The following is a 13,737-nucleotide window of genomic DNA, read 5'->3' as shown; positions in this document are numbered from 1 at the left end:
ATGAACCTATAATATATAAGTAAAGGGTGGTATTTATGAGTAAATTTAATAATAACCAAGAGTTTTTTGATTTTTCAGTAAACATGGTTGTGGTACCTATCAAAGATATCGTTGAAAGGATGAAGGAACATCACATCAAATTACCACTTTTCATTTATCGTTTTTTATTAAAAGAAACGATAAGAGATGAGGTTTTTGAAAGTAAAAGATATCAGTCATATACCGATGAATTGCAATATCGTTTAAGAAACTATGATATGCATTCAATCTTTTTACTTGATAAATTAATTCATCAGTATGAATTACCTTTTGATTTGCCTAAATTTAAAGAAATGCTATTTAATTTCTTATACTTAAATAAAGACACCAAAGATATAGATCGTTCATTCTTTGATCAAATCATTGAATTAAAAGATCACTATGAGTTACAAGTAGAAAGAATGTCATATGATGAGTTTTACCAATTGATTGAAAACCGCTTATTCCAAACAACAGGTTACATCGATGGTATTCATTCAAATGATTGGACAGATGAAACCCTTACTTCACATACCCTAGGTGACCTAAAAGACTTAGGTCAAAAATATGGTATCAAAGTCCCTAGACGCATCAATAAAAACCGCTTGATCGAAATCCTTGCGGCTAAATTAAGATTAACTGAAGAAGAAGTTGCTCATCTTTCTACCAAGAGCATCCTTGATATTGAAATATATGCTAAGGATAAAGGCTTTAGAATTTCTACTGATCTTAAGAAAAGAGATATGATAGAGTTTATAAAATTCTCACTTGGCATGTACCATAAAGACATTCCAAATGATAATTACAATTACAATATACCAATTCCAAAACTTGAAGAAGAGCTTGAAGAAGAAATCGAAGAAGTTAAAGATGAGGTTATTGAAGATGTTATTATTCCTGAAGAACCAGCTGAAGATGATATCATCATCGAAGATATTCCTGAAGAAGAAGAAATAGAGGAAGAAATAGCCATTCAAGAAACTCACGAAATTGAAGAAATTAAAGAAGAAGAAGTTCAAGTTAAGAAAGAAGTCAAAAAAGATCTTAAAAAAGAACCTAAGCAAGAAATTAAAGAAGAAATTGAGGAAGAAGAAAAAGACCTTCCATTAGAACTTGTTGATACTGATTTATTAACTGAAGAAGAAAAAGAATTACTAGATGAAAAAATTGCTTATATTATCCGTAAATACCATAAGAAGAAAAAACGTAGAAAAGTATTTAAAGTTATATTCTTTACCCTACTTATATTGGTCCTTGCCTTTGTGGCATATTCAGTCATCCATTACTTGTATATAGATGAAGGAAATCTTCCTTTTAATATCCCAGTTTTCTGGAAATAAGCAATTAGAAGGAGTAACACTTGAAAAAAGACACAATAATACAATACACACCCATGATGCAACAATATCTTAAGATAAAAAAAGACTATAGTGACTATATAGTCTTTTTTCGACTTGGAGACTTCTATGAAATGTTTTTCCAAGATGCCATTGTTGCTTCTAAAGAACTAGAAATAGTCTTAACAGGAAGAGATGCAGGTGCTGAGGAAAAAGTACCTATGTGTGGCGTTCCTTATCATTCAGCCAATATATACATAGAAAAACTCATTGATAAGGGCTATAAGGTTGCTATTGCAGAACAAACGACTGAACCAGTTAAAGGACAAATTGTTGAAAGAGAAATTGTTAAATTAGTCACACCAGGGACCTTAATTGAAGAATCACTTATTAATCAAAAAGACAATAATTATATTGTGGCCATTTCTGATGATAAAAATGGTTTTATACTGGCTTATTCAGATTTAACAACAGGAGAAAATTTCTTACAAATATTACCCAATGATATTGATATTTTATTCAATGAAATCATTTCTTTAAATGTAAGAGAAGTGGTGGTGGATTCTAAATTTAATCATCAAGACATCGAACATTATTTAAAGAACCATCAATTAACTATATCATTAGAAGATAATACAGATTTAAAATCCTATTATCGTTCTTTAATCTCTGATATTTATGATAAGCATTTACTAAAAGCTTTTGCGAGATTAATCAATTATCTTGAAAAAACCCAAAAGAAAGAATTATTACACTTACAAAAAGTACAAGTTTTTTCATCACAATCTTACTTAAGAATAGACAATGCCTCTAAGATGAATTTAGAATTAACGAGAACCATGATGTCTAAGTCTGAAAAATCGACTTTATTCTGGCTTTTAGACCACTGTAAAACAGCCATGGGTTCTAGATTTTTAAAACAAAATATCCAAAGGCCATTGATTGATAAAGACAAAATCCAACAGAGATATTCTTTGGTTGAATCATTCAATGACCATTTTATTGAAAAAGAAGAAATAATCAATGAACTTAAGAAAGTCTATGACCTAGAGAGAATTGTTGGTAGGTTATCTTTTGGTAATTGTAATGCAAAAGATTTAGTTAATCTAAAAAATTCACTAAAAACATTACCAAGCATTAAAGAAAACCTATTGGCTTTAAATAATATATATGGTCAAACTTTGGTTGAAAATATACCTGATGTCCAAACTATTGTAGATTTAATAGACCAAGCCATCGTTGATCAACCACCATTAACCATCAAGGAAGGTGGTTTTATTAAAGAAGGCTACTCTCAAAGATTAGATGAAATTAAAGATATTTCTGCCAATGCAAAATCATGGTTAGATGATTTTGTTGAAAGAGAAAGAAAAAAAACCGGTATTAAAAACTTAAAAGTTGGTTTTAATAGGGTTTTTGGTTATTATATAGAAATTTCTAAGGGACAACTTTCACAAGTTAAAGATGAATTTGCTTATGATAGAAAACAAACCCTTACCAATTCAGAAAGATTTATCACTGATGAACTAAAAGAAAAAGAATCAATAATTTTAGGTTCTAAAGAAAAAATCGAACAATTAGAATATGATTTGTTTATAGAAATTAGAGATCAGGTTCAAAAAGAAACAGTACATTTACAAAGTATTGCTAGAGACCTAGCTTTTATAGATATGCTTATAGCATTTTCCAAAATTTCTATGGAAAAAAGATATATAAAACCTCAATTAATCGAAGAAAAGAAATTAGAAATTATTGATGGAAGACACCCTGTAGTCGAAGCTATTTCTGATCAAGTTTTTATTGAAAATTCACTCTATATGGATGAAAAAAACCAAATATTATTAATTACTGGTCCTAACATGAGTGGTAAATCGACTTTCATGAGACAAAGTGCTTTAATTGTTATCATGGCTCAAATGGGTTGTTTTGTTCCTGCAAAATCAGCGAAACTCTTTATTGTTGATCAAATATTTACTCGAATAGGTGCTAGTGATGATATTTCTACGGGTCAATCAACCTTTATGGTGGAAATGAATGAAGTCAACTATGCCTTAAGAAACGCGACATCAAATTCTTTAATTTTATTTGATGAAATAGGAAGAGGAACAGCCACTTATGATGGTATGGCCTTAGCCCAAGCAATTATAGAATACAGTCACCATAAACTAAAAGCCAAAGTTTTATTTTCGACACATTACCATGAATTAACACACCTTGAAGATGATTTAAAATCTTTAAGAAATGTTCATGTTAAAGCCAAAGAAGAAAAGGGAGATATAGTTTTCTTGCATAAGGTTGTCGATGGACCAACGGATAGATCTTATGGTATTCATGTGGCTAAGTTAGCTAAAATGCCTAAAGTGGTCATTGAAAGAGCCAAGTCTATCTTAGACGAGTTAGAAAAAAACCATGGCTACAATGTCATTAAAGCCCAAACTATAGATTTATTTAATTATATGGAAAGCATTGAAAAAGATGTAGAAGAAGAAAAATACCAATCAGTGATTGATCAAATTAAAAAAATAGATATCTTAGATATTACACCTTTGAATGCCATGAATATCTTAAATGAACTCATTGAAGCCATTAAAACCATTGATAAAAAGGATTAATTATGGGACTTATAAAAAAACTAGATCCAATTATAGCTAATAAAATAGCTGCTGGAGAAGTCATTGAAAAACTAGCCAATGTCATTAAAGAACTTGTAGAAAATGCTATTGATGCCCAAGCAAAAAAAATCGATATAGAATTACAAGATTCTGGCTTAAAAATGATGAGGGTTATTGATGATGGCTTAGGTATGGATGAAGATGATTTGCTGGCTGCTTTTGAAAGACATGCAACATCAAAAATCAGTTCAGTTAATGATTTATTTAGAATAAAATCTTTAGGCTTTAGGGGTGAAGCCATCCCATCCATTGCCTCAATTTCAAAAATGACCATCACCAGCAATCTAAAAGACTCGGCCAAAGCCGTGGTTTTTGATAATGGTCAATTTATAGAAATCAAAGATGCTTCTTTAAATCAAGGAACCATGGTTGAAGTAGAAAAAATATTTTACTATACACCTGCTCGTTTTAAATATTTAAAGTCTGAACAATACGAACTAGCCTTAATACAAGCACTCATTTACCAATTCGCCTTATCATATCCTAATATTTCCTTTAGGTTAAGTAATAATCAAAAATTATTATTTTCATCCAATGGCCAAGGTTCAATTAAAAATCTAATGGCACAAATTTATGGGATCAATGTGGGTTCGGCTTTATTGGATTTTCAAGGTCAAACAAGAGATTTCAAGATCTATGGAAAAACCACAAAACCTGTGATTAATCGTTCCAATCGTCAATATATCCATATTATTGTCAATCATCGAGTCATTCAAGACACTGAAATTGTTCAAGCAATTTTAGAATCTTATGACCAATTAATTCCAAAACAAAGATATCCAATCACAGTATTATATATTGATGTTGATCCCTTATTGATTGATGTCAATGTTCATCCGAGAAAACAAGAAGTTAAATTTTCAGAAAAGCAAGCCTTAATCGATTTAATTCGTTCAAGTATATCTGAGGTGGTTAAAGATAAACCGATTTTTCAAGAAGTCAAGAATGAGGATATTCAAACGACCATTGATTTTACACAAGGCTTAGAAATAAAAGAAGAAAATCAAACTTTTTATGAGAATGATACTATAAATATTCAAGAAGAAAAAAGAAAAATTATACCTGATTTATCATATATTGGCCAATATAGTGGAACATATCTACTTTTTCAAAACGATCAAGGTTTATACATGGTTGACCAACACGCTGCGGCAGAAAGAATAAGATATGAACGCTATGCCAAGGAAATGCAAATTAACAATCAAATGATTCAAACAACCATATTTCCTATAAGAATGGATTTTCCTGCTGATGTCTTAACCAAGCTTAAAAATCATAAAGATGATATAGAAAATATTGGTATCAAATTTGACATTAATGACGACCATCTTTTAGTCAAAGAAATTCCTTTATGGTTTCCTAAAAATTATGAAGACATTTATATGGAAACCATCATTGATCAATTTTCTGAAGATAAGCGTACTTCAAAAAAAGAATTAATTGACGACTTAGCCATCTTATTAGCTTGTAAGCATTCTTTAAAAGCCAACCATTATATTACTAAAGCTGAGGCAGACCATTTGATTAAAGATTTAAGACAATGCCAAAAACCTTATACTTGTCCTCATGGACGACCAATCATTGTAGAAATCAAGCATTCACAAGTTGAACATTGGTTTAACCGGGTGATATAAAATGGATTTAATTTGTATACTTGGACCAACCGCTGTTGGTAAAACTAAATTATCCATTGAGCTTGCAAAAAAAATCAATGCTGAAATTATATCAGGAGATGCTTTTCAATTCTATAAGGGTTTAGATATAGGAACAGCCAAAGCCAGTAAAGAAGAACAAGCATTAGTTCCCCATCATTTATTAGATATCCTTGACCCTCAAGAAAGTTTTTCTGTGGCTGACTATCAAAAGATTGTAAGACATAAAATTGAAGAAATAAGAGAAAAAAATAAAACACCTATTCTAGTGGGTGGATCAGGACTCTATCTTCAATCAATTATCAAAGATTATCAATTTAAGGGTCCTCAAAGACATGATTTATATGAAAATATGGACTTATCACAACTTCAATCATTATTGAAGATGAAACATCCTGATTTAGTCCATGAAATAGATATGCAAAATAAAAGAAGACTGATTCGAGCACTTGAAAAAAGTGAAGATCAATTCCAAAAAAATCCTAAAGATTATTATAAAGATTTTATGGTTATTGGTTTAAGAAGTCCTCGAGAAGACCTATATCAAAGAATTGACCAAAGAGTGATTGATATGGTGAATAAGGGATTACTTGATGAAGTAAAAAAACTATATGACGCCAAGGTTCATTCTCAAGCGACTCAAGCCATAGGTTATAAAGAATTATATGAATATTTTGATGGGCAAATAGATCTTCAAGAAGCCATTGCTTTAATACAAAGAAATTCAAGACGTTATGCTAAAAGACAAATGACATGGTTTAGGAATAAAATGGATGTCTTATGGTTTGATATTCATATTGAAAATTTTGATCAAACCATTAAGCAAGTGATTGAAACCATAAAAAAAACCCATCCGAAGATGGATTTATAAAAAGATTATTTTTTTGGGAAAGGCCATTCATTTAAACCGCCTTTTAAAAGATAAACAGGGTAGTAACCCTTAGAAATTAATTTTTTACCTACTTTTTTGACCAAACCTTTATCCTCATCACCATAAATAAATACGGGTTGATCGGTTCTTAATAAATAAAGATTTTGAAAAACTTGCTTTTTAGGATAATTACGACTACCATTGATTTTTTCTTTAAGATAATCATCTTCAGAACGAATATCAATAAGTTGTCCACGACGCATATTTTTTCTAAATTCATCTGCTTCTAAGACAAGAATAGAACCCTTACCTTTTTTATTTCTGGCAAAAGCGATTAAAAAACCTAACGAAAGACCTAAAACGATTGGCCAAATCCAATCTTGAATTGCTAAAATCATGTTTTCACCTCATTTTGACTACTAATATTATAGTAGAAGTGAAAACTATTGTCAATAAAGCGATTTTATATTATAATATTTGCGTTAGATATTATTTGAAAGGAGCAAAATAATAAATTCAATTTATTATTGATACTTATGATTACAACAAACGATTTTAAAACAGGCGTCACCATTGAATATGAAGGTGACATTTATCAAGTCATTGAATTCCAACATGTTAAACCAGGAAAAGGTGCTGCATTTGTTAGAACGAAACTAAGAAATTTAAGAACAAATTCAGTTATTGATAAAACATTCAACTCAGGTATTAAAATAGAAACTGCAATGATTGAAAAAAATCCAATGCAATATTTATACCAAAATGGGGAAACACATGTTTTTATGAACAATGACACTTTTGAACAATTAGAATTACATGAAAGCCAATTAGAAGGAAAAATAGAATTCATTACAGAAGGAATGGATATTAAAATTATTTCTTATGGTAAAGAAATTCTTGGTATAGAACTACCAGATAAAGTGGTTCTAGAAATTGTTGAAACACCAGGTGGGGCTAAAGGAAACACTGCTTCAAACGCAACCAAAGAAGCTACCACAAATACAGGATTAAGATTATCAGTACCCCTATTTATTAACGAAGGCGATAAAATCGTCGTATCAACAGAAACAGGAAAGTACGATACTAGATATAAAGAATAAAGGACGTGATTTTTTTGGAAGTTAGTCAGATGTGGCTAGTTTTAAAAGTCGAACTTAACCCAGGATTACTTGTGTTAATGTTCGCATTGATTTTGGTTTCAGCGTTTTTCTCATCGACTGAAACCGCCTATTCCTCCGTTGGGAGACTAAGATTAAAAACACTTGTCGAACTCAATAAAGCAGGATCAAAAAAAGCTTTATGGATTGTCGATAATTTCGATAAAACTCTTACAACTTTATTGGTAGGTAATAATTTAGCAAATATTGGTTTAGCAACCGTATCTGTTATCTTTTTTAATGGTTTATTTTCATATATAGAAGATCCAACCCGCTTACAAACCGTTGTATCTTTAATGAATACTGGTGTAATGACCGTTATCATTTTAATTTTTGGTGAGATTATTCCTAAATCCGCCGCTAAACATTCTGCAGAGAAATTTTCTTTAAGAATGTCAAGGTTTATCTATTTCTTGATTAAGATGATGACACCTTTAACCTTCTTATTTATTCGTTTAAATCGTAGGGTTACAGAACGTATTCAACCAGATAAACAAGTATCTGTCACAGAAAGTGATTTAGAAACCATTATCGATACCATGGAAGAAGAAGGACAAATTCAAGTAGGTGAAGCTGACATGCTTCAGTCTGTATTGGCCTTATCAGATATCAGTGTCGAAGAAATAATGACACCAAGGGTTGATATGATTGCGATTGAAGTTAATGACTCAGTTAAAGAAATCAAAGACACCTTTTTTAAAAACAAATTTTCAAGAATCCCTGTTTATGATGATAACATTGATAACATTATTGGGGTTTTATCAGAAAGAGACTTTTACACAAAAGTTATAAAAAAACAAGCTGTTAATTTAAGACGTATGGTTAGACCAGCCTTATTTATTCCAACCTCAACCAAAGTGGATACTTTAATTACTTTGTTACAAAATAAGAATACTCATTTGGCTATAGTCGTTGATGAATATGGTGGTGTTGATGGTATTGTTACCATGGAGGATGCCCTAGAAGAATTGGTTGGGGAAATCTATGATGAACATGATGATGTTATTGAAACGATTACTAAAAAAGATGACTATCATTATTTAATCAACGCTGACTACGATTTAGAAGACTTGTTTGAAGATCTCAATTTAGGTAAACCACCATTATCAGATTCAACATCTGTGGGTGGGTGGTTATTTGAAATGTTTCAAGATATACCTGAAGTTGATGAAGAAATTGAATATGAAGTTAGGTATAATCAGGAATATGATGAATTATCAGAACTGATTAATGAAGATAAAGCAAAACTCGTCTTTAAAATTTTAAAAGTAAAAAAGAGACGGATTAAATCCGTTTTAATGACTATAAAAATTGAGGATACTGAAGAATAAGATCCTCAATTTTTTTCGAAAGGAGTATTATGGAAAGACTACAAAAAATAATCCAAAAAGCAGGTGTAGCTTCTCGAAGAAAGGCTGAAGAAATGATTACCAATGGTCAAGTAACTGTCAATGGACAAGTTATCACTGAACTTGGATCAAAAGCCACTTTTTCTGATGATATCAGAGTCAATGGAAAGAAAATTCTAAGAGAAGAAAAAGTATACTTTGTATTATATAAACCAGAGGGATATATTTCAGCTGTAACCGATCAATTTGATCGTCCTACGGTGGTTGATTTAATTCACGCAAAAGAACAAATATTTCCTATTGGTCGTCTAGACTATGATACTTCAGGTCTACTCTTGTTGACCAATGATGGCGACTTTGCCAATCATATGATTCATCCTAGATATAAGATAGAAAAAGAATATTATGTTAGAGTCAAAGGTTTATTAAGAAGAGAATCTTCTATACAACTCGCTAAGGGTATTGTCTATGAAGGTATACAAGCCATGCCGGCTAAGGTTTACAATGTAGAATATGATGAAAAGAAAGAATCTACTTTTTTAAACATCGTGATGACTGAAGGAAAAAACCATCAAGTAAAAAAAATGTTTGCATCCTTAGGTCACGAGGTTATTAAGTTAAAGCGAGTTCGCTTTGGACCAGTGACCTTAGAGGGTTTAAATAAAGGTGAATTTCGCTTATTAAAGCCTCATGAAATTAAAACATTGTATCACTTATCAAAAAATGGATAATTTATTAAAAAAACCAGCGATTTATGATGGTCATATTTCAAAAATATGATATAATGTTTAAGGTTAAGGAGGTTTCAATGTCTTATCATGCAATTGCAATCGATGGACCGGCGGGCGCTGGTAAGTCAACCATCGCCAAATTACTTGCAAAAAAATTAAATTATACTTACATAGATACTGGCGCAATGTATCGAGCAACAACTTATAAGGCTCTTAACCTAGGTGTCGATCTAATAGATCCTGAAAGTTTTTCTTTTTTAAACATCACTGATTTTGTTTTTAAAAACGGTGAACTTTATATGGATGGCACCAACATGACAAAACTGAATCGTTCAAAAGAAGTTGCGGATAATGTATCCTTAGTAGCCTCACATATTCCAGTAAGGAATAAACTGGTTTCTTTGCAACAAGAGATTGCTGAAAACAATCATGTGGTTATGGATGGAAGAGACATCGGAACTGTGGTTTTAACCCATGCTCAATTAAAGGTATTTTTAACAGCCTCTGTAAAGGTTAGAGCCAAAAGAAGATACGAAGAATTAAAGAATGCTGGAAGAATAATTACTTTAGAAGATATTGAAAAAGATATCGAAAGAAGAGATAAATATGATTCTACAAGATCATATAATCCTCTTCGAAAAGCACAAGATGCGATTGAAATCGACACTTCAGATAAAGATATACGTGAAGTTGTTGATTTATTATATAAAAAATATATTAAGATAGTTAATGAAGGAGAGTTATAACATGACGGACAAACAAACACCGAATTACACAAGTCCTACAAAACCAAGACCTGGAAAAATCGTTACTGGTACAGTCATCAGAGTTACTGATGAGGAAGTATTGGTCGATATTGGCTTTATTAGTGAAGGGGTTATTTACAAAGAACACCTTGGCTTAGACAAGGTCAATTCAGCCAAAGATATATTAAAACAAGGAGATGAAATCAAGGTTAAGGTTGTTAAATATAATGAAACCAAAGATGGCGTAACAGTACCACTTTTATCAAGAAAAGACATTTTAAGAACCGAACAAAAACAAGAAAATCTTGAACAATTAGAAGTTGGAAAACAATACGATTTTAAAGTTAAAAAAGCCGTTAAAGGCGGATTATTACTTGATTACCAAGGTTTAGAAGTATTCTTACCTGAATCTTTAATCTTCTTAAGAGAAGAAGACGAAAATAAAGAAAATATTGTTGGAAAAACCATTCAAGCTGAATTAATTGAGAAAAAAATTGAAGGAAGAAACATCAATTTAATCGCTAACCGTAAGCAAGTTGCTTATGAAGAGAAAAAAGCTCAAAAACAAGCTGAATTCGAAAACATCGAAGAAGGTCAAATCATCAAAGTTACCATCGAAAGAATTAAAGACTTCGGTGCTTTTGCTAAGATATCTGACCATATCGATGGTTTAATTCATATTTCTGAAATTTCTCATTACCATGTAAAAGATATTAATGAGTATTTACATGAAGGTGATGAAGTTGAAGCTAAAATCATTAAAATTAAAGGCAAAAAAGTTTCTTTATCTTTAAAAGCTTTAAAACCAACCCCTTGGGATGAATTCCTAAGCAAATACAAAGTTGGGGATAAAGTGATGGGAACCATTGTTAGAAAAATGCAATTTGGTATGTTACTAGAAGTAGAAAAAGAAGTTGTTGGTTTATTGAATCGTTTTGATTATTCATGGAACCCTAATGAAAATTTAGCTGGTGAAGTTGAAGTTGGTCAAACTTTAGAAGTCGAAATCACTTCAATCAATAAAAAGAAAAAACAATTCTCTGTTTCTAAAAAACATTTAGAATACAATCCATGGGCAGACTTAAAATTAAACAAGGGTGACCATGTATCAGCTGAAGTTATCCGTTTAGAAGAAAACGGTGCTGTCGTAAAAGTTGAAGATGTTGAAGGCTTTTTACCTATTGGTGAAATTTCAACTGAACATGTTTCAAGTGTTGACAATGAACTTAAAGAAGAAGATATCATTACTGTTGAAGTCACTGATTTTAATCCGAAAAGATGGCATTTACTTGTTTCTAAGAAAAATGTTCAAGAAAGAAAAGCTAGAGAAGCTTTTGAATCTGAACTTAAAGAAAATGTATCTTCAAATCAAAGTTTAGAAGACTTATTTAAAAAATTTAAAAAATAAAGATAGGTGATAACTATGTTGCCAATTGTCGCAATTGTTGGCCGACCCAATGTTGGTAAATCTACCCTCTTTAATCGTATTGTTGAAGAACGCATCTCGATTACAGATGATTTACCAGGTGTTACCAGAGACCGTATCTACAGCAAGGCAACCTGGTTAAATCGAGAGTTTAGATTAATAGATACAGGGGGCATCGAATTAACCGATGCGCCTTTTTTAACTGAAATCAAAGCCCAAGCTGAAATTGCTATAAATGAAGCTGATGTCATAATCTTTACAGTTGATGCTAAAGATGGATTACTACCAGGTGATAGAGATGTTATGGCCATGCTTTATAATTCAAACAAACCTATTATTATAGCTGTCAATAAAGTAGATAACCCCAAATACCAAGAAGCTATCTATGATTTTTATGAATTTGGGGCTACCCATGTTATTAATATATCTAGTGTTCATGGGACTGGTATTGGTGATTTATTGGATGAAGTGGTTAAACATTTTCCTGAAATAGAGGATGAACCCTATGAAGAAGATGATATACTCTTATCTATCATAGGTAGACCTAATGTTGGAAAATCATCATTAACCAATGCTATTTTAGGTTATGACAGGGTTATTGTATCAGATATTGAAGGTACCACTACAGATTCAGTGGATACACCTTTTACCTTGGATGATCAAAAATATGTTGTGATTGATACAGCTGGTATGAAAAAACGTGGTAAAATCTATGAAAAATTAGATAAATATGCCAATTTAAGAGCCATGCAAGCCATTGATCGTTCAGATGTCTCTTTGTTGGTCCTAGATGCTAAAGATGGGATTAGACAATTAGATAAAAATATAGCAGGTTATGCCATTGAGAATAAAAAAGCCATGATTGTGGTCGTCAATAAGTGGGATGCCATTGAAAGAGACCAATACACCATGAATGAGTGGGAAGATAAGATCAGAACAGAATTTAAGTTCTTAAAATATATCCCTATCGTCTTTTTATCAGCCTTAACCAAGGCTAGAATCAAATCTTTATTCCCTGTGATTAAGCAAGCCTATGATAATTACTCTAAACGCGTATCAACTTCTATGTTAAATGAAGTTATCCAAGATGCTATGATTCTAAACCCACCCAAACCACATAAACAAAAATTACTAAAAGTTTATTACGTAACACAAGTAAAGGCTAAATGTCCTACTTTTGTCTTATTTGTTAACGATACTAAGATTATGCACTTCTCGTATGGTCGGTATTTAGAGAACAAATTAAGGGAAAAATTTGACTTTTTTGGTACACCAATTAGCATAATTCTTAGAAATCGAGAATAAATTCAAAAAAAAACAGATAAAAATCTAATTTTTTGGCTAAATACCTTGTTTTTTATCGAATTTTCTTATATAATGGTCATATATTTTAAAGGAGGAAATGAAATGAATAAATCAGAATTAGTCGCAAGAATCGCAGATTTAGCAGAACTTTCAAAAAAAGATGCTGAGAAAGCTTTAAACTCTACAGTTTTAGCAATCGAAGAAGCATTGGTACAAGGAGAAAAAGTTGTATTAACTGGATTTGGTACATTTGCAGTTAAAACAAGAAAAGCTAGAAAAGGACACGATCCTAGAACTGGTGAAGAAATTCATATTCCAGCTTTACAAGCACCTACTTTTAAAGCAGGTAAAGTTTTAAAAGAAAAAGTAAGATAGTTTTTTAATTCCTGAATTGAGCTATGGAGATTCCATAGCTCTTTTTTTTACATTTTTTTTACATTTACTTACATCTTTATGATATTTAGAAAATATAT

At 31.2% G+C, this 13,737-nt stretch carries 12 protein-coding genes; 11 read left to right on the top strand and 1 reads right to left on the bottom strand.

The features are described 5' to 3' along the window. Positions 1-35 precede the first annotated feature (35 nt). The 4 genes from HF295_RS02345 to miaA are packed head-to-tail and all read left to right on the top strand — an operon-like array spanning position 36 to position 6,550. Positions 36-1,358 carry a hypothetical protein gene (locus HF295_RS02345; protein WP_312032241.1) on the top strand — a complete coding sequence of 441 codons (1,323 nt, stop codon included), beginning with the start codon at positions 36-38 and terminating at the stop codon, positions 1,356-1,358. A gap of 53 nt (positions 1,359-1,411) precedes the next feature. Beyond that, complete coding sequence (gene mutS, locus HF295_RS02340; RefSeq protein ID WP_312032240.1) at positions 1,412-3,967, top strand: DNA mismatch repair protein MutS; 2,556 nt, start codon at positions 1,412-1,414, stop codon at positions 3,965-3,967. A 2-nt stretch (positions 3,968-3,969) separates the two neighbouring features. Next, positions 3,970-5,661, top strand: a complete 1,692-nt coding sequence (gene mutL, locus HF295_RS02335) for a DNA mismatch repair endonuclease MutL (protein ID WP_312032239.1) — start codon at positions 3,970-3,972, stop codon at positions 5,659-5,661. A 1-nt stretch (position 5,662) separates the two neighbouring features. Continuing rightward, complete coding sequence (miaA, locus tag HF295_RS02330; RefSeq protein ID WP_312032238.1) at positions 5,663-6,550, top strand: tRNA (adenosine(37)-N6)-dimethylallyltransferase MiaA; 888 nt, start codon at positions 5,663-5,665, stop codon at positions 6,548-6,550. 5 nt (positions 6,551-6,555) lie between these two features. On the opposite strand, the gene HF295_RS02325 is transcribed toward miaA, so the two are convergent. Continuing rightward, on the bottom strand, positions 6,556-6,948 hold the full coding sequence (locus HF295_RS02325; protein ID WP_312032237.1) for a rhodanese-like domain-containing protein: 393 nt from the start codon (positions 6,946-6,948) through the stop codon (positions 6,556-6,558). A gap of 138 nt (positions 6,949-7,086) precedes the next feature. Between HF295_RS02325 and efp the strand changes: the two genes are divergently transcribed. The 7 genes from efp to HF295_RS02290 all read left to right on the top strand — a co-directional run bounded on the left by efp (position 7,087) and on the right by HF295_RS02290 (position 13,639). Next, positions 7,087-7,650, top strand: coding sequence for an elongation factor P (efp, locus tag HF295_RS02320; protein ID WP_312032236.1), 564 nt, complete (start codon positions 7,087-7,089; stop codon positions 7,648-7,650). A gap of 29 nt (positions 7,651-7,679) precedes the next feature. Next, the gene (locus HF295_RS02315; RefSeq protein ID WP_312032235.1) at positions 7,680-9,038 is read left to right on the top strand and encodes a hemolysin family protein; all 1,359 of its coding nucleotides are present in this window, start codon (positions 7,680-7,682) and stop codon (positions 9,036-9,038) included. A 29-nt stretch (positions 9,039-9,067) separates the two neighbouring features. Next, positions 9,068-9,787, top strand: coding sequence for a pseudouridine synthase (locus tag HF295_RS02310; RefSeq protein WP_312032234.1), 720 nt, complete (start codon positions 9,068-9,070; stop codon positions 9,785-9,787). Positions 9,788-9,864: 77 nt separating this feature from the next. After that, positions 9,865-10,533: a (d)CMP kinase gene (gene cmk / locus HF295_RS02305; RefSeq protein ID WP_312032233.1), complete on the top strand. Its 669-nt coding sequence runs from the start codon at positions 9,865-9,867 to the stop codon at positions 10,531-10,533. A gap of 1 nt (position 10,534) precedes the next feature. Continuing rightward, positions 10,535-11,941 carry a S1 RNA-binding domain-containing protein gene (locus HF295_RS02300; protein ID WP_312032232.1) on the top strand — a complete coding sequence of 469 codons (1,407 nt, stop codon included), beginning with the start codon at positions 10,535-10,537 and terminating at the stop codon, positions 11,939-11,941. A gap of 15 nt (positions 11,942-11,956) precedes the next feature. Then, positions 11,957-13,264, top strand: a complete 1,308-nt coding sequence (gene der / locus HF295_RS02295; RefSeq protein WP_312032231.1) for a ribosome biogenesis GTPase Der — start codon at positions 11,957-11,959, stop codon at positions 13,262-13,264. A 102-nt stretch (positions 13,265-13,366) separates the two neighbouring features. Further along, positions 13,367-13,639: an HU family DNA-binding protein gene (locus HF295_RS02290; protein WP_312032230.1), complete on the top strand. Its 273-nt coding sequence runs from the start codon at positions 13,367-13,369 to the stop codon at positions 13,637-13,639. Positions 13,640-13,737 lie beyond the last annotated feature (98 nt).

It is taken from the genome of Hujiaoplasma nucleasis (assembly GCF_013745115.1).
Lineage (GTDB): Bacteria > Bacillota_I > Bacilli_A > Izemoplasmatales > Hujiaoplasmataceae > Hujiaoplasma > Hujiaoplasma nucleasis.
Note: the sequence above shows the minus strand (reverse complement) of the source record. Positions and strands in the feature narration are given on the sequence as shown.

Excerpts from the sequence above, each read along its gene's own strand:
- HF295_RS02310 (WP_312032234.1), top strand. The coding sequence starts at position 9,068 with ATGGAAAGACTACAAAAAATAATCCAAAAAGCAGGTGTAGCTTCTCGA.
- HF295_RS02300 (WP_312032232.1), top strand. The coding sequence starts at position 10,535 with ATGACGGACAAACAAACACCGAATTACACAAGTCCTACAAAACCAAGA.
- miaA (WP_312032238.1), top strand. The coding sequence starts at position 5,663 with ATGGATTTAATTTGTATACTTGGACCAACCGCTGTTGGTAAAACTAAA.
- cmk (WP_312032233.1), top strand. The coding sequence starts at position 9,865 with ATGTCTTATCATGCAATTGCAATCGATGGACCGGCGGGCGCTGGTAAG.
- HF295_RS02345 (WP_312032241.1), top strand. The coding sequence starts at position 36 with ATGAGTAAATTTAATAATAACCAAGAGTTTTTTGATTTTTCAGTAAAC.
- der (WP_312032231.1), top strand. The coding sequence starts at position 11,957 with ATGTTGCCAATTGTCGCAATTGTTGGCCGACCCAATGTTGGTAAATCT.
- mutS (WP_312032240.1), top strand. The coding sequence starts at position 1,412 with ATGATGCAACAATATCTTAAGATAAAAAAAGACTATAGTGACTATATA.
- HF295_RS02290 (WP_312032230.1), top strand. The coding sequence starts at position 13,367 with ATGAATAAATCAGAATTAGTCGCAAGAATCGCAGATTTAGCAGAACTT.
- efp (WP_312032236.1), top strand. The coding sequence starts at position 7,087 with ATGATTACAACAAACGATTTTAAAACAGGCGTCACCATTGAATATGAA.
- mutL (WP_312032239.1), top strand. The coding sequence starts at position 3,970 with ATGGGACTTATAAAAAAACTAGATCCAATTATAGCTAATAAAATAGCT.
- HF295_RS02325 (WP_312032237.1), bottom strand. The coding sequence starts at position 6,948 with ATGATTTTAGCAATTCAAGATTGGATTTGGCCAATCGTTTTAGGTCTT.
- HF295_RS02315 (WP_312032235.1), top strand. The coding sequence starts at position 7,680 with ATGTGGCTAGTTTTAAAAGTCGAACTTAACCCAGGATTACTTGTGTTA.